Origin of the sequence: Allofournierella sp. CML151 (assembly GCF_027853465.1) — a bacterium.
Taxonomy (GTDB): Bacteria; Bacillota; Clostridia; order Oscillospirales; family Ruminococcaceae; genus Allofournierella.
Map to the genome: position 1 here is coordinate 165,824 of NZ_JAPNNW010000002.1, position 15,547 is coordinate 181,370.

12 protein-coding genes are annotated in these 15,547 nt (G+C 62.0%); 5 read left to right on the top strand and 7 right to left on the bottom strand.

All coding sequences use genetic code 11. The features are described 5' to 3' along the window. Positions 1-44 precede the first annotated feature (44 nt). Both PH256_RS02485 and asnB read left to right on the top strand, forming a co-directional pair. Positions 45-1,265, top strand: coding sequence for a carboxylate--amine ligase (locus PH256_RS02485; protein ID WP_087183284.1), 1,221 nt, complete (start codon positions 45-47; stop codon positions 1,263-1,265). A 21-nt stretch (positions 1,266-1,286) separates the two neighbouring features. After that, complete coding sequence (asnB, locus tag PH256_RS02490) at positions 1,287-3,140, top strand: asparagine synthase (glutamine-hydrolyzing) (protein ID WP_270912852.1); 1,854 nt, start codon at positions 1,287-1,289, stop codon at positions 3,138-3,140. A gap of 90 nt (positions 3,141-3,230) precedes the next feature. Here the strand turns inward: asnB and PH256_RS02495 are convergent, their stop codons facing one another. Beyond that, positions 3,231-4,943 (bottom strand): phospho-sugar mutase, encoded by a 1,713-nt coding sequence (locus PH256_RS02495; RefSeq protein ID WP_087183282.1) that lies wholly within the window; start codon positions 4,941-4,943, stop codon positions 3,231-3,233. A 295-nt stretch (positions 4,944-5,238) separates the two neighbouring features. Here PH256_RS02495 and PH256_RS02500 point away from each other — a divergent pair, with 295 nt between their 5' ends. The 3 genes from PH256_RS02500 to gmk all read left to right on the top strand — a co-directional run bounded on the left by PH256_RS02500 (position 5,239) and on the right by gmk (position 8,134). Further along, positions 5,239-6,768, top strand: a complete 1,530-nt coding sequence (locus PH256_RS02500) for a YifB family Mg chelatase-like AAA ATPase (protein WP_270912853.1) — start codon at positions 5,239-5,241, stop codon at positions 6,766-6,768. Positions 6,769-6,820: 52 nt separating this feature from the next. Then, positions 6,821-7,291 carry an NUDIX hydrolase gene (locus tag PH256_RS02505; RefSeq protein ID WP_270912854.1) on the top strand — a complete coding sequence of 157 codons (471 nt, stop codon included), beginning with the start codon at positions 6,821-6,823 and terminating at the stop codon, positions 7,289-7,291. 150 nt (positions 7,292-7,441) lie between these two features. Then, positions 7,442-8,134, top strand: coding sequence for a guanylate kinase (gmk, locus tag PH256_RS02510; RefSeq protein ID WP_087183279.1), 693 nt, complete (start codon positions 7,442-7,444; stop codon positions 8,132-8,134). A gap of 121 nt (positions 8,135-8,255) precedes the next feature. On the opposite strand, the gene PH256_RS02515 is transcribed toward gmk, so the two are convergent. From PH256_RS02515 to truA, 6 genes are all read right to left on the bottom strand, one after another. Further along, the gene (locus PH256_RS02515; protein ID WP_270912855.1) at positions 8,256-9,704 is read right to left on the bottom strand and encodes a hypothetical protein; all 1,449 of its coding nucleotides are present in this window, start codon (positions 9,702-9,704) and stop codon (positions 8,256-8,258) included. After that, positions 9,691-10,200 carry a sigma-70 family RNA polymerase sigma factor gene (locus PH256_RS02520; protein WP_270912856.1) on the bottom strand — a complete coding sequence of 170 codons (510 nt, stop codon included), beginning with the start codon at positions 10,198-10,200 and terminating at the stop codon, positions 9,691-9,693. The genes PH256_RS02515 and PH256_RS02520 overlap by 14 nt, the downstream gene beginning before the upstream one ends. A gap of 249 nt (positions 10,201-10,449) precedes the next feature. Beyond that, a complete protein-coding gene (locus tag PH256_RS02525; RefSeq protein ID WP_270912857.1) occupies positions 10,450-12,756 on the bottom strand; it encodes an ATP-dependent Clp protease ATP-binding subunit in 2,307 nt (768 codons plus the stop codon). 44 nt (positions 12,757-12,800) lie between these two features. Beyond that, positions 12,801-13,478 (bottom strand): CvpA family protein, encoded by a 678-nt coding sequence (locus tag PH256_RS02530; protein ID WP_087183276.1) that lies wholly within the window; start codon positions 13,476-13,478, stop codon positions 12,801-12,803. Between the two features lie 45 nt (positions 13,479-13,523). After that, positions 13,524-14,720, bottom strand: a complete 1,197-nt coding sequence (locus PH256_RS02535) for a DUF5711 family protein (protein WP_270912858.1) — start codon at positions 14,718-14,720, stop codon at positions 13,524-13,526. Between the two features lie 27 nt (positions 14,721-14,747). Continuing rightward, positions 14,748-15,545 carry a tRNA pseudouridine(38-40) synthase TruA gene (gene truA, locus PH256_RS02540; protein WP_087183274.1) on the bottom strand — a complete coding sequence of 266 codons (798 nt, stop codon included), beginning with the start codon at positions 15,543-15,545 and terminating at the stop codon, positions 14,748-14,750. Between the last annotated feature and the right edge of the window lie 2 nt (positions 15,546-15,547).

Consider the following 15,547-nt stretch of genomic DNA (forward strand, 5'->3'; position numbering starts at 1 on the left):
CAAAATAAGCCAATAATTTGGAAAGTTCAGGTGAAACAAAACCTATGGAACAGATCCTTCCCGTGCTGCTGGGCAGTGACGCCAACGTTTACGGCATGGCCCGCAGCTTTTATATGGAATACGGCGTGACCAGCCTTGCCATCGGCAAGGGGGCGCTGGCTGCCACCGCCAACTCCAAACTGGTGCAGATGGCCGTGGTCGAGCCCAATCTGGAGGACGACGCAGTCTTCGTGAAGACTCTGCAGGCCTTCGCCGCCGCCCACACCGGCCGCACCCTGGTGCTGGTGAGCTGCGGCGACAACTACACCGGCCTGATGGCCCGCAACCGCGCCGCCCTGGAGGGGCTTTACAAATTTGCCTGCCCCACCCCCGAGCTGGTGGAGCAGCTGGACACCAAGGAGTATTTCTACCAGGCCTGCGAGGCCCACGGCCTTGCCTATCCCAAGACCTTCGGCTGCACCAATCAGAACTGGAAGACCGTGGAGATTCCCTTCGAGTTCCCCTGCATCATCAAGGCCAGCAACAGTGTGGCCTACTGGAACTGCCGCTTCCCCCACAAGAAAAAGGTCTTCGTGGCCTACAACCGGGAGGAGTACGAGGCCATCTGCGCCGCCATCTATTCCTCCAGTTACCAGGACAACCTGGTGCTGCAGGAATACATCCCCGGCGACGACAACTGCATGCGGGTGCTGAACTGCTATTCCGGCCGGGACCACAAGGTCCACCTGATGGCGCTGGGCCGCCCCCTGCTGGAGGAGCAGACCCCTGAGGGCATCGGCAACTATGCAGCCATTATGTCCATCAAGGATGAGGAGCTGATGGGCCGGATGAAGGCCTTCCTGGAGGACGTGGGCTGGGAAGGCTTCTCCAACTTCGACATGAAATACGATTCCCGCGACGGCCAGTACAAGCTGTTCGAGATGAACCCCCGCCAGGGCCGGTCCAGCTTCTTTGTGACCGCCAGCGGCTACAACCTAGCCAAGTGGCTGGTGGAGGACGTGGTGGAGAACAAGCCCCAGGGCCTGACCATCGCCGACACCCGTCATCTGTGGATGATCGCCCCCGCCGGCATCATCAAGAAGTACCTGAAGGACCAGGAGCTGCTGGCTGAGGTACGCAAGCTGATGAAGGAGGGCAAGGTGACCCACCAGCTGTTCTGCAAGGAGGACTTCACCCTCAAGCGGGCCATCTGGTATGCCAAGAACCAGCTGAACAACTACCGCAAATACAAGCGCTATTTCGGCAACAAGAGCCTGCGGGACTGACCGGGCGGAAAGGGAGGCACTATGTGCGGATTTGTGGGCTTTGCCAGTGCAAAGCATAACGCCGAAGAGGCAAAAAAGACCATCAAGCAGATGGCGGATCTGATCGCCCACCGCGGGCCGGACGGCGAGGGCTTCTATGTGGACGAGCAGGTGGCTCTGGGGCACCGGCGGCTGTCCATCATCGACCTGGAGGGCGGCAGCCAGCCCATGTTCAACGAGGACGGCAGCATCGTCATCGTGTTCAACGGCGAGATCTACAACTTCATGGAGCTGCGCGCCCAGCTGGAAGCCGCCGGGCACACCTTCGCCACCCATTCCGACACCGAGGTGCTGATCCACGGCTATGAGGAATGGGGCAGCGGCCTGCCCGCAAAGCTGCGGGGTATGTTCGCCTTTATCCTGTGGGACAAGGCAAACGAAACCCTGTTCGGCGCGCGTGATATCTTCGGCATCAAGCCCTATTACTATTACAACGAGGGCGGCCACTTCATCTTCGGCAGCGAGATCAAGGGCTTTCTGCCCCACCCCGGCTTCAAAAAGGAGCCGAACGAGGAGCGCCTGCCCGAGTACCTGTCCATCGAATACATCCCCAACGAGGAGACCATGTTCAAGGGCGTATACAAGCTGCCCGGCGCCCACATGTTCACCTGGAAGAAGGGCGAGCTGAAGGTGGAGCGGTACTATGACATCCGCTACCATGTGGACGAAACCAAGAGCCTGGAGGACTGGGAAAAGGCCATTACCGAAACCTTCGCCGAGAGCGTGAAGGTGCACCAGATTGCCGACGTTGAGGTGGGCTGCTTTTTGTCCTCCGGCGTGGATTCCAGCTTCGTGGTGAACGAGGTGTCCAAGGGCACCCCCAAGGTGAAGAGCTTCAGCGTGGGCTATGAGGAGGAAAAGTACTCCGAGCTGCCCTACGCCCAGGCCTTCAGCAAGGAGATCGGTGTGCCCAGCATCGCCAACAAGGTGAGCGCCGACGAGTTTTTCGAGGCCAACAAGACCATCCAGTGGTATCTGGATGAGCCCATGCCCAACCCCAGCGAGGTGCCGCTGTATTTCCTGACCAAAAACGCCGCCCGTTATGTGAAGGTGGTGCTGTCCGGCGAGGGCGCCGACGAGCTGTTCGGCGGCTATCCGCTGTACTGCGCGGCCCATCACTTTGAGGAGTACGAGCACAAGACTCCCCGCTTTGTGCGCAAGGCCGCGGGTGCGCTGGCCGGTGTTCTGCCGGACTTCAAGGGCAAAAACTTCCTGATGCGTGGCGCCAAGGAGCCCTGGCAGCGGTGCATGCGGGCTAATTACGTGTTCGCCACCCCCGCCGAGCGGGACAAGTACCTGAAAAAGCAGTACCACAAGAAGACCCCCGAGGAGTTCTTCAAGCCTTACTTTGACGCCTCGGCCGGTCTGGACGAGCCCACCCAGCTGCAGTGGGTGGACATCCACACCTGGATGCTTTATGACATCCTGCTGAAGGCGGACCGGATGAGCATGGCCAACAGCCTGGAGCTGCGGGTGCCTTTCCTGGACAAGGAGATGCTGGAGCTGGCGCTCTCCATCCCCGCCCGGTACCGGTCCAGCAAGACTGAGACCAAAATCGCGCTGCGCCGTGCAGCCCTCAAGCAGCTGCCGGAGAGCGTGGCCAAGCGCAAGAAGCTGGGCTTCCCGGTGCCGCTGAACGACTGGCTGCGGCAGGACAAGTACTACCAGATGGTGCGGGAGAAGTTTGAGGGCGAGGTTGCCGAAAAGTTCTTCAACGTGCCCGAGCTGCTGCGCCTGCTGGACGAGCACAAGAGCGGCAAGAACGGCGGCATGACCCAGATCTGGAGCTTCTACAGCTTCATCCTGTGGTACGAGCAGTTCTTCGTGCTGCGCTGATTTTTCTTTCCATCAAACAAAAAATCCCCGGGGAGCTCCCCGGGGATTTTTCTATGTTGTTTTACTAGCCGTGCACGGCTGCTGTTTCACTCAGGCCAGGATGGGCTTGAGGGCGGCGGCCAGGGCATCCTTCTGGGCCTGGGCCTCTTCCACATTCTTGCCCAGAGTGGTGAAGTAGGTCTTGATCTTGGGCTCGGTGCCGGAGGGACGAACCACCACGGTGGCGCCGCCTTCCAGGGCATAGATCAGCACGTTGGCGGCGGGCAGGTCGATGGCCTCGGTCTTGCCGGTGGCCAGCTCGGTGCGGGTGCGGGCCTGGTAGTCGGAAACGGTGACCACCTTGTAGCCTGCGAACTCCGTGGGAGGCTCCTGACGCAGCTTCTGCATGATGCCGGCCATCTTGTCCATACCGGACAGGCCCGGGAACTCGTAGCTGTCCACCTTGTTCAGGTAGCGGCCGTATTCCGCGTAGATGCGGTCCAGCTCTTCCTTGATGGAGGAGCCGATGCTGCGGTAGTAGGCGGCCATCTCGCAGATCAGCATGCTGCCGATGACGGCGTCCTTATCCCGCACGTAGCTGCCTGCCAGGTAGCCGTAGCTCTCCTCGAAGCCGAAGATGAAGCGCTCCACCTGACCGGCGGCCTCCAGACGGGCGATCTGATCGCCGATCCACTTGAAGCCGGTGAGCACGTTGCGGCACTCCACACCGTAGTGAGCGGCAACCACGTCCGCCAGCGGGGTGGACACGATGCTCTTGACCATGACGGGGTCCTTGGGCATGGTGCCGTTCTCGATGCGGGCTTTGCAGATGTAGTCCAGCAGCAGCACGCCCACTTCGTTGCCGCTCAGCAGCTCATAGCTGCCGTCCTTGCAGCGCACAGCGATGCCCACGCGGTCGGCATCCGGGTCGGTGGCCAGCATCAGGTCCGCGCCGGACTTCTCGGCCAGCTCCAGACCCAGACGCAGAGCCTCGAAGATCTCCGGGTTGGGATAGGGGCAGGTGGGGAAGTTGCCGTCCGGGTCCTTCTGCTCGGGTACGATGGTGATATCGGTGATGCCGATGTCGCCCAGAACGCGGGTTACGGGAACCAGACCGCTGCCGTTCAGCGGGCTGTAGACCAGCTTCAGGCCGGCAGTCTTGCACAGGCCGGGACGCACGCTGCGGCTCTCGATGGCCTGGTACAGGGCCTCGTAGCAATCCTCGCCCACATACTCGATCAGACCGGCAGCCATGCCTTCCTCAAAGGACATGGTCTTGGCGCCGCTGAGCACGTCGGTCTTCTGGATCTCGGCGTAGACCACGTCGGCGGCCTCGTCGGTCATCTGGCAGCCGTCCGGGCCATAGGCCTTGTAGCCGTTGTATTTGGCGGGGTTGTGGCTGGCGGTGACCATGATGCCCGCGTTGCAGTTATAATAACGGGTGGCAAAGCTGAGTGCGGGAACAGGCATCAATGCCTTGTAGATGCGTACCTTCACGCCGTTGGCGGCCAGCACTTCGGCGGCAGCCTTGGCAAACACATCGCTCTTGATGCGGCTGTCGTAGCTGATGGCTACGGTCTGGGTGCCGCCCTGGGTCTTGACCCAGTTGGCCAGGCCCTGGGTGGCCTGACGGACCACATACACGTTCATCCGGTTGGTGCCAGCGCCGATCACGCCGCGCAGACCAGCGGTACCGAACTTCAGCGACACGGCGAACCGGTCCTTGATGGCCTCGTCGTCATCCTTTACGCTTTCCAGCTCGGGCTTCAGATCCGGATCGTCCAGATCGAACGCCAGCCAGCGCTCGTACTCATTTTTATACATTGCACACACCTGCTTTTTGTTTATTTCGACACTTTTTGTACAAAGTATCTATCATCTTTATTCTAATAGAGTCTGTTCGAAAAGTCAATCGAACCCGTTCTTTTTGTGCAAGCAAACAAGTTCAGTACTTTAAAATGCTGCAATCTACACAGAAGATGCGCCTTGTGCAATCCCCTGTTCCGAAGTATACTAAAAAGGCAACCAGGGCAGCACCGCACCCATTGCCCCTAAAAAGCTCAGACGGCGGGAATTGTGCGGCATCGCCCTGAAATTTCGGAATAACGGAGCGAATGTCATGTTTGCAAAAGTGAACAGCTTTGGCGTGCGGGGCCTTGCGGGCTTTGCCGTCACAGCGGAAGCGGATATCAGCGGCGGGCTGCCTCAACTGTCCATTGTGGGCCTGCCGGACAGCGCGGTCAAGGAGGCGGCGGACCGGGTGCGCAGCGCGGTGAAGAATCTGGGCTTTTCCTGGCCCTCCAGCCGGATCACCGTGAATCTGGCCCCGGCGGACGTGCGCAAAACCGGCCCCCTTTACGATCTGCCGGTGTTTCTGGCCCTGCTGTGCGCCGCCGGGCAGCTGCCCGTGCCTGGAGCGCACCAGGCCTTTATCGGCGAGCTGTCGCTGGACGGCGCGCTGCGCCCGGTGCAGGGCATCCTGCCCATGGCGCTGGCGGCAGCGGAATACGGCGTGACCGAGCTGTTCGTGCCCACCGAAAACGCCGCCGAGGCGGCCACAGCCGAGGGCCTGACCGTTTACGGGGCCGACACCGCCCGCCAGGTGGCGGACCATCTGCGGGGCGAAGCGAAGCTGACCGCCGCGGTCTGCCCGCCCTTCTCGGGCCAGGGGCACACCGGCGGGCTGGATTTTTCCGATGTGCGCGGCCAGCTGATGGCCCGGCGCGCGCTGGAAATCGCCGCTGCGGGCGGCCACAATGTGCTGCTCATCGGCCCGCCGGGCACCGGCAAATCCATGCTGGCCCGCCGCCTGCCGGGCATCCTGCCTCCCCTCACCCGCCCCGAGGCAGTGGAGTGTACCAAGATCTATTCGGTGGCCGGTCTGCTGCCCGGAAACAGCGGCCTGCTGACCCAGCGGCCCTTCCGCAGCCCCCACCACAGCGTGAGCGCCCCTGCTCTGGCCGGCGGCGGCGCCCAGATCCGTCCCGGCGAAGTGAGCCTGGCACACAACGGGGTGCTGTTTCTGGACGAGCTGCCGGAATTCCACCGGGATGCCCTGGAGGTGCTGCGCCAGCCCCTGGAGGACGGCGTGGTCACGGTGAGCCGGGCCTCCGGCAGCGCCACCTACCCCAGCCGCTTCATGCTGGTTGCCGCCATGAACCCTTGCCGGTGTGGCTTTTTCGGCCATCCCACCCGGCCCTGCACCTGCCCGCCCAGCGCGGTGGAGCGGTACCGTCAGCGCATCTCCGGCCCGCTGCTGGACCGGATCGACCTGCACGTGGATGTAAGTCCCGTGGCCTACGACGAGCTGAGTGCCGAGGAGCCGGGCGAATGCAGCGCCGCCATTCTGGAGCGGGTACTGGCCGCCCGGGCGGTGCAGCTGGCCCGGTTCGAGACCACCGGCGTGACCTGCAACGCCCACCTGCCCAGCCGGGCCCTGCGTCAGGTCTGCCGTTTGGACGACGCGGCTGCCGCCACCCTGCGGGCGGCCTTTGACCGGCTGGGGCTTTCCGCCCGTGCTCACGACCGGATTTTGAAGGTAAGCCGCACCATTGCAGACCTTTCCGGCAGCAAAACCATCGGAGCGGCCCATGTGGCCGAGGCGCTGCAGTACCGCAGCCTGGACCGGAAATACTGGTACGACAAATAAAACCGCACCGCATCATTCGCGCCGAAAGGCTCAGGCAAAATAAGGAGAACCCATGAAAAACACCACTCTTTGCTACATTGAACAGGACGGCCGCTACCTGATGCTTCATCGGGTAAAAAAGCACCAGGACCCCAACGCCGGCAAATGGATCGGCGTGGGCGGCAAGTTCGAGGAAAACGAAAGCCCGGACGAATGCCTGGTACGGGAGGTAAAGGAGGAGACCGGCCTGACCCTCACCCGCTGGCGCTGCCGGGGCATTGTGACCTTTGTGTCCGACGAATGGCCCACCGAGTACATGCACCTGTTCACGGCGGACGGCTTTGAAGGGCAGCTCACCGACTGCAACGAGGGCGAGCTTGCCTGGGTGAAAAAGGAGGACGTGCCCGCGCTGAAGCTCTGGGAAGGCGACCGGGTCTTTCTGGAGCTTTTGACGAAGGAGGAACCTTTTTTTCTGCTCAAGCTCACCTACCGGGGTGAGCAGCTTGCCGGTGCGGTTCTGAACGGCCATCCACTGGCGCTGTGAGCATTTTTAAAGCAAAACAGGTTGTTGTATAAGATATCGAAAACTTTTCCGTATATCCTCTCGTTTTTTATTGACTTTTAACACAAAACGTACCATAATGAAGGTAACAGGTCCCCCGCACATTATTTGGAAAGGTGGTTGCTTTCAGTTATGAGCGTTGAGAAAACTTATTTTGATAAAATCGCGGAGTATGGTCAGCTGGTCATCATTTCCGGTCCCAGCGGCGTAGGCAAGAGCACCGTCATCACCAACTACATTGCCGAGCATCCCAATGCCTGCAAATGTGTTTCCGTGACCACCCGGCCTCCCCGGGCGGATGAGGAAGACGGTGAGGACCACTACTTTGTAAGCCATCAGGAGTTCGAGCAGCTGATCCGTTCCCAGCAGCTGCTGGAATACGTATACCGGGGCCAGAATGGCTACGGCACCCCCAAGAACGCGGTAGAAAAGCTGCGCCGTGCAGGCCGCAACGTAATTCTGGACGTGGATGTGGTGGGCGCCACCAAGATCCGCACCCTCTGCCCGGATGCAACCCTGATCTTCATCATGCCTCCCTCCTGGGAAGAGCTGGAGCGCCGTCTGCGTTCGGATTCCACCAAGACCGAGGAGAAGATCCGCTCCGAGCTGGAAACCGCGCAGGAAGAGGTTCTGTGCGCCGGTCAGTATGACTACATCCTGATCAACGACACTGTGGAAAAGACCGTGCGCCGCCTGGGCCAGATCATCCACGGCAACCGTTACAGCCGCAACAGCATGCGCACCTTCCTGGAAAGCTACATCGAGAGCGAGCTGACTCCCCAGTCCGATCTGGCGGATGAGATCCTCTCCATCCATCGGGACTAAGCTTCCCTGTCATTTCCCGCAACACATAAGAAAGCCCCCGGAGGTTTCCGGGGGCTTTCCTTTTTGCTTCAACGCGGCACAAAAATTCCCCGCCGGAAATTCTTCCGGCGGGGTTCTTGGTTTACTCAGTAATGTATTCCATATCCAGCACTTCACCGTTCAGGGTGACCGACTTCACCTGGGAAAGATCCAGGATTTCGTTGAACATGCTGTTCAGGGTCACGCCCTCATCGGAAACCGAGGTGCCGGCGGCAGAGGTCTCCACCTGGGTGCCGTCCTGCAGCTGAATGCTGATTTCCGGCATTGGCATCTCGCCGCTGATATCCCACATATCGCCGCTGCCGCGCACGGTGAGCGCCACCGGAGAGATGGTCACGCTCTCCACCGTCCAGCCGCCCAGGTCCAGGTTCAGCTTGCTCTGCAGCCGCTCCTTCACCTGCTCCAGCCGGAAGGTGGTGGACCATTCGCCCTGGGTCAGAGACTCATAGGTGGTGCCGCTGTAGACCACTTCCATATCGCCCACGTCCTGGCCCTCGGGCAAAAAGAGCACATATTCGTTGGTCTCGGTGTAATACAGCTCCTGGCTCAGCTCGGTGCGGGGGCCGATGTTCAGTTCCAGCATGGGAAGATCCAGCACCTGGCCGGAAGCATCCTTCAAACGGAAGCTCAGGCTGTTCACACCACCCAGCACGCTGTCGGTATTATACTGAATGTGCAGCTGGTTGCCGATCTTGGCGGCGGCAGCCACACTGGCCCAGTCCACGCCGTCGATCTTCAGGCTCTCGGCCCAGGGCTTCAGCACCGGAACCTTACCGGAATCCTTCAGCTGCTCGATTTCTTCCATGCTGATCTCCGCATGCTCCGGATCTGCCACACCCGCCATGCTGCCCATGACCATCCCCTCTTCGGGGGCCGCGTATTCCGCGGCCGGGCCGCTTGCCAGCAGCTCGCTCACGGTGTAGCCGGTGGACTCATCGCTCACCTGCTGCTCGCCGCTGAGCAGCGAGCGGGCACTCACGGTGATTTTTTCGCCTGCATCGGCATCCACGCCCATACTCTCCAGGCGCAGGATTGCGGTCTCGGTGGTCTCGTCGTAGCTTACCACATTGGCGAATGCACCGCCCATATCATCGCTGATCCGGCAGTCCTTCAGAAGCACGGTATCGCTCACACGGCCCTGCCCGGTGGTATCCTGCAGGCTCAGGAACGCCACGGCCACGCCGCCGTCGTTCACCGCGCCCAGCACCTCCATGCGGATGCCCTGGTCCTCGCTCACCTCGTTCACCGGCTGCAGGATGGCAATGGTGTCCTCCGAGAGGCCCTTCAGGCTTTCCCGCAGCTCCGGCGCGGCGGCCAGGGTACCGGCGCTGAGCACCATGACCGCGGCAAAGCTTGCCGCCACCGCCAGCACACGGCGCACCGGGCGGCGGCGCGGCGCTACGGTCAGGCTGGGCCTGCACTGGGCCAGGATAGCACTCTTTTGGGAAGCATCCAACTGGATGCTTCCCAATTCGCGATCGATCGCGAGGCGGATGGTATCGTCGCAGCGTTTGTCGTCAAAGATCCTCATAGGGCCCTCCCTCCAAACGTTTTTTCAGCAGCTCCCGCGCCCGGTGAAGCCGGATGCTCACGGTGGACTGAGGCGCGCCCAGAATGGCGGCAATCTCGCCCACCCGCAGCTGCTGATAGTAGTGCAGAAGGATGACCTCGCGGTACTTCGGCTTCAGGGCCATGATCTCCTGGATCAGGCGGCCTTCTTCCGAACGGGGCTCCTGGCCCGCGGGCAGCTCGGGGTACTGGTCCACCAGGCTGACCCGCCGCTTCCAGGCACTGCGCAGATAATCCTTGCACACATTCACGGTGATCTTCATCACCCAGGCCTTTTCCGCCGCCGGATCCGAGATGGCGGGCCAGGCCCGATAGATTTTCACAAAGGCGTCCTGCACAGCGTCCTGAGCCAGATGCACGTCCCCCAGATACATGCAGCAAAGCCGCAGCATTCCGTTGCCGTATTCGTCCACCAGCCGCTCCATCTGCTGCTGGGTGCATGGGGTTTGCGAGGCCACAAAATCACGCTCCTTCTTGAGCGCCTCCATTCTACAAACGATACCTGCGCCCTGAAATATTTCATTTTTCCAAAAATTCTTGCGATTTTCTTAAGAAAATCGATACCTCTTGGTTACAACTTCGAAACATGCCAGAATACACGGCAGCCCCAGCTCTGCTCAGCGCAGAGCCGGGGCCCCGATACCCGGCCGGGCCGGGCAATCTTGCTGTTATTATAACAGGTTTTTCTTATGCAGACAAGCGCAAGATTACAGCAGTACCAGCTTGCCGTCCTGCACGTCCAGCTTCACCGTTCCGGTGAGGGTACTCGCCACAAAGCGCTCGGCCAGGGGGTCCTCCACCTGCTTGCGGATCACCCGGCGCAGGTCGCGGGCGCCGAACTTCACGCCGCCGCACTCCTTCACCAGCTGCTCCAGAGCAGCGGGGGTGTACTCCAGTGCCAGGCCCTTGTCGGCCATGGGCTGGCGGTACTCGTCCAGCATCAGCCCGGCGATGCGGCACAGGCTCTGCTCGTTCAGCGGCTTGAAGGCCACGATCTCATCCACACGGCCCAGGAATTCCGGCCGCAGGAAATCGCCCAGCGCCTTCATCATCTTGTTCTCGCTGATCTGCTCAGCGCTCTTGTTGAAGCCGGTCTCGCCGGTCTTCTCGGTGCTGCCCGCATTGCTGGTCATGCAGATGACCGTGTTCTCAAAGTTCACGGTGCGGCCCTGGCTGTCGGTGATGCGGCCCTCGTCCAGGATCTGCAGCAGGATGTTCAGCACATCCGGGTGGGCCTTCTCGATCTCGTCGAAGAGCACCACGCTATAGGGACGGCGGCGCACCTGCTCGGTGAGCTGGCCCGCCTCGTCGTGGCCCACGTAGCCCGGAGGGGCACCGATCAGGCGGCTGACGGTGTGCTTCTCCATATACTCGCTCATGTCAAAGCGAATCAGCGGGTCCACCGAGTCGAACAGCTGGTTGGCCAGCTGCTTGACCAGCTCGGTCTTACCCACGCCGGTGGGGCCAACAAACAAAAAGCTCGCCGGGCGGCGGCGGCCGGACAGGTCTGCCCGGGCCCGCTTCATGGCGCGGGCCACCGCGCTCACCGCCTCATCCTGGCCGATGATGTGCTTCTTCAGCTCGGTCTCCAGGTTCACCAGCTTGGCAAACTCGCTCTCCTGTACCTTTACGGCGGGGATGCCGGTCCACAGCTCGATGACCTTGGCCACGTCCTCCATCTCCACCTGGATGCCGCCGGCCTTCAGCTCCAGAGCGGGCAGCTCCTCCCGCAGGCGGGCCAGATCGGTCTTGATCTGGGCCAGTCGGGCATAGTAGTCCTCGGCCTGGCCTTCGCCCTCGCCGGACTGCTCCGCCGCCAGCTCCTCAGCCTCCAGCGCGGCGATCTTTTTGTGGGTATCGGCCAGCTGGCTGATCTCCGGATGACGCAGGTTGCAGCAGGCACAGGCCTCGTCCAGCAGGTCGATGGCCTTATCCGGCAGGAAACGATCGGAGATGTAGCGCTCGCTCAGGTTGACCACCGCGGCCACGATGGGCTGGCTGACCTCCACACCGTGGTGCTTCTCGTAGTATTTCTTGATGCCGCTGATCACCTCAATGGCCTGGGCCAGGCTGGGCTCGCCCACCTTGACCGGCTGGAAGCGGCGCTCCAGCGCCTGATCCTTCTCGATGTATTTGCGGTACTCGGCAAAGGTGGTGGCGCCGATCACCTGGATCTCACCGCGGCTGAGGGCGGGCTTCAGGATGTTGCCCGCGTTCATGGCGCCCTCGCTGTCGCCCGCGCCGGTGATGCTGTGGATCTCGTCGATGAACAGAATCACGTTTCCGGCGCTCTTCACCTCGCTGATCAGGCCCTTCACCCGCTGCTCGAACTGGCCGCGGAACTGGGTACCGGCCACCAGACCGGTCAGATCCAGCAGATACAGCTGTTTGCCCTTCAGGCAGGAGGGCACCTGGTCCCGGGCGATGCGCTGGGCAATGCCCTCGGCGATGGCGGTCTTGCCGACGCCCGCCTCACCGATCAGGCAGGGGTTGTTCTTCTGGCGGCGGGCCAGAATCTGGATGGTGCGGTAGATCTCCTGCTCGCGGCCGATGATCTCGTCCAGCTTGCCGGCCTTGGCCTTGGCGGTCAGGTTCTCGCAGTATTTGTCCAGGAACTTGTAGCGGGGCTTTTTGCCCTTTTCGTTCTTCTCGCCGTCCTTTTCCTTCTTTTCCTTCGCGCCGAAGCCGAAGGGGAAGGTGGCGCTGCCGCCGGGGGTGAAGCCGTCTTCATCGCCCTCATTGTTCTCGTCGGCGTCCGGGTCCTCCTGGCCGCCCATGGGGCCGAAGGGGAACATGCCGTTCTCGCCCGCTTCCTCCATGAAGCTGCTCATGCGCTCCTCCATGTTCTCCAGATCCTGGTCGGAGACGCCGAACTGCTTCATCAGGTCGTCCACAGGCTTGATGCCCAGCTCCCGGGCGCAGGTGAGGCAATAGCCCTCCTGCTTGGGCTGGCCAGCCTCCATGCGCTGCACGAACACAATGGCCGTGCGCTTTTTACAACGTACACAAAGCATATCTCATTTCCCTTTCTTTGGGGCGCCGGGGCCAAGGGCCCGGCTTAATAAAACGGATTGAACTGCCCAAACAGCGAGAAGCCGATGCTGTCGCCCAGCACCTGCTGGTTGAGCCAGGGGATGGACCCGCCGGTGACCACAATGATCGCCCACACGGCGCACAGGATCAGATACAGATCCACCACACCGGCCAGCAGGCCCATGGCAAAGCCCAGCAGCTTGTTCACGCCGCCCAGGATGGGGATACGGTTGAAGTTGGTGAGCACCGCCACCACAAAGCCCACGATCACCTTGCACAGCGCGAAGGCCACAAAGAACACCACAATGGCAATGATGGGGGTGAGCAGCGGAGCGATCACCTGATTCACCACCTGCTCGGCCAGCTCGGGGGCGCTGCCGGTGAGCACGCCGCCCGCGGACTGGATGATGCTCTGCTGAATCTCATTCGGCAGAAAACCGGCGTATTTTTCCACCAGCTGGTCCAGCTGCAGCTGGCCGCCGTCGGCCAGGGTCTTTTCGATGCTGGTGGTGAAGTTGTTTTCAAAAAAGCTGGTGAACAGCACCGGGGCGATGTTCTGGCTGAAGATGCTTGCGCCCAGCAGGCTGGCAAGGTTGCCCGCGAACTGCACCAGTGCGGCCGCGAAGCCCTTGCCCGCATAGCGCATGGCAACCAGCAGCAGGATCGCCAGCAGAATCAGGTCAAAGCCATTGGCAATGGTCATGGGTCATTTCCTCGTTTTCTTTTGGATTTTTGCGCGTGGCCGAGGTCATTCCTCGGCGGGCTGGGTCACCAGAGCCGCCTGACCGCCGCCGAACACCAGCAGATTCTTGGCATTCAGCACCGCCTGGGGCTGGCTGTCGGTGGTCATTTCCCACAGGGCTTCCCCTTCCAGATCGTAGGCGGCAACACTGCTGCCCCGTAATACATACGCGCCGGAACGGGTACACACCACTTTGGATGCGGGTGCGGGCACCGAAACGGTGCCGGTTTCCTGGCAGCCTGTATCCAGCAGGATCAGCCGTACCGGGGCGTCAGCCATTTCCGAGCCAATCAGAATGCCCACCGCCCGCTGGCTCACCGACACACTGAGCAGCGTGCCGCTGGGATAGCTGTAGGTGGCCAGCTGTTCGCCGGTACTGGTGTCGTACACTGCCACCCGGCCCTGGAACACCACCAGCAGCTTGCTGGCGCTGAGCCAGTGCATCTGCAGCACCGGGCTGGTGCCCGCATCGATGGTCAGGCCGATGGTGCTGGAATTCAGGTCCAGCAGATGAATCTTCACCGCCAGCTGGCCGTTTTCGGCGCTCAGGCAGGCCGCCGCAAACCGCTTTCCGTTCTGGGAAAAGGCGATCTGAGCGGGCACCCCCTCGGCATCGCTGGGGTACCACTGGTAGATGGGCTGGAAGGTGGAGTCGTAAACCGTGACCTCCGCCAGATAACGGCTGGAATCGGTGACCACCGCCACCGTTCCGTTGGAGGCCATCTCCGCCAGCAGAATGGGCTGGGTGTAGGTGTTGGTATACAGTGTGCGGGTTCTGCTTTCCACCCGCAGCTCGTACCCGGCCCGGTTATACAGCACAAAACGGGTCTTGCCGCTGCTGATGCACGGGCGGGCATAGTTGTGGGCGATGCTGCGCAGCTGTGCGCCCCGGGCGGAAAAGACCACCAGGTCCTTGCTGCCCAGCTCCACAAAGCCGCCGCCCAGGCTCTCCACCTGGAGCGGTTCGGCGATGCCGGTCTTCACCGGCCAGCCGCCGCCGGGCTGCAGCCCGATGCGGGCGGATTCCACCACATCGCTCAGCAGCGCCAAGCCACGGCCGAAAATGCCGCTGGCATACAGCGCCAGCGCCAGCAGCACCACCAGTGCCAGTGCCGCGGTGCGCAGCCTGCGCATCCGGCGGCGGTGCCGCAGTGCGCTCAGGCGGGTAAGCTTTGCCCCGCCGGGCGTTTGATTGGTTTCCATATCCCCGCCCCCTTTCTCATTTCTTCGTCACAAAATGCGCCCCGGTTCCCCCTGGGGCTTGCCCGCCTGCCACGCAGGCAGCTCGGGATAATCCACCCAGGCCAGGAACAGGCCCTGGGCCGGGAGGGTTGGGCCCGCCTGACTGCGGTCCCGGCTTTCCAGAATGGCGGGAACCCGCTCCGGGTCCAGCTTGTGCTGGCCCGCCAGAACCAGCGTACCCGCCAGAATCCGCACCATGTTGTAGAGGTAGCCGTCCGCTGTGACGGTCACCGTGACCAGGTCCCCGGTGCGCTGCACCCGGCACCGGCTGATGGTGCGCACGGTGCTGCCCCGCAAAGCCACCTCGCAGCCAGCCGAGCACAGGCTCATAAAATCGTGGCTGCCCACGAACCGGTCCGCTGCCGCCTGCATGGCGGCCTCGTCCAGTTTGCCCGGCAGCCGGTGATGCCAGCCCGCCCCGAAGGGGCTGTCGATGGGGCTGTTCCAGATGCGGTAGCAATAGGTTTTTTCGTGGGCGGCGTAACGGGCGTGGAACTCCTCCTCCACCTCCATGGCCCGGTTCACCCGGATGGCCGCCGGAAGCTTCTGGTTCAAGGCCAGCGGCAGCTTTTCCATGGGGATGCGGCAGTCCGCCCAGAAATTCACCGCGTAGTGCAGGGCATGGACCCCCGCATCGGTGCGGGAGCAGCCCTTCACCGGCGGGCGGGTGCCCAGCAGGGCCTCCAGCCCGTCCTGCAGCGCCTGACAGACCGACAGGCCGTTGTTCTGCACCTGAAAGCCGCAGAAGCCGCTGCCGTCGTAGCTGATGTCCAGCAGGATGTTCATGG

Bases quoted from the DNA above. Each gene is read 5' to 3' on its own strand.
- PH256_RS02525 (WP_270912857.1), bottom strand. From the start codon at position 12,756: ATGCTTTGTGTACGTTGTAAAAAGCGCACGGCCATTGTGTTCGTGCAG.
- PH256_RS02500 (WP_270912853.1), top strand. From the start codon at position 5,239: ATGTTTGCAAAAGTGAACAGCTTTGGCGTGCGGGGCCTTGCGGGCTTT.
- PH256_RS02505 (WP_270912854.1), top strand. From the start codon at position 6,821: ATGAAAAACACCACTCTTTGCTACATTGAACAGGACGGCCGCTACCTG.
- PH256_RS02485 (WP_087183284.1), top strand. From the start codon at position 45: ATGGAACAGATCCTTCCCGTGCTGCTGGGCAGTGACGCCAACGTTTAC.
- PH256_RS02495 (WP_087183282.1), bottom strand. From the start codon at position 4,943: ATGTATAAAAATGAGTACGAGCGCTGGCTGGCGTTCGATCTGGACGAT.
- PH256_RS02530 (WP_087183276.1), bottom strand. From the start codon at position 13,478: ATGACCATTGCCAATGGCTTTGACCTGATTCTGCTGGCGATCCTGCTG.
- asnB (WP_270912852.1), top strand. From the start codon at position 1,287: ATGTGCGGATTTGTGGGCTTTGCCAGTGCAAAGCATAACGCCGAAGAG.
- truA (WP_087183274.1), bottom strand. From the start codon at position 15,545: ATGAACATCCTGCTGGACATCAGCTACGACGGCAGCGGCTTCTGCGGC.
- gmk (WP_087183279.1), top strand. From the start codon at position 7,442: ATGAGCGTTGAGAAAACTTATTTTGATAAAATCGCGGAGTATGGTCAG.
- PH256_RS02515 (WP_270912855.1), bottom strand. From the start codon at position 9,704: ATGAGGATCTTTGACGACAAACGCTGCGACGATACCATCCGCCTCGCG.
- PH256_RS02535 (WP_270912858.1), bottom strand. From the start codon at position 14,720: ATGGAAACCAATCAAACGCCCGGCGGGGCAAAGCTTACCCGCCTGAGC.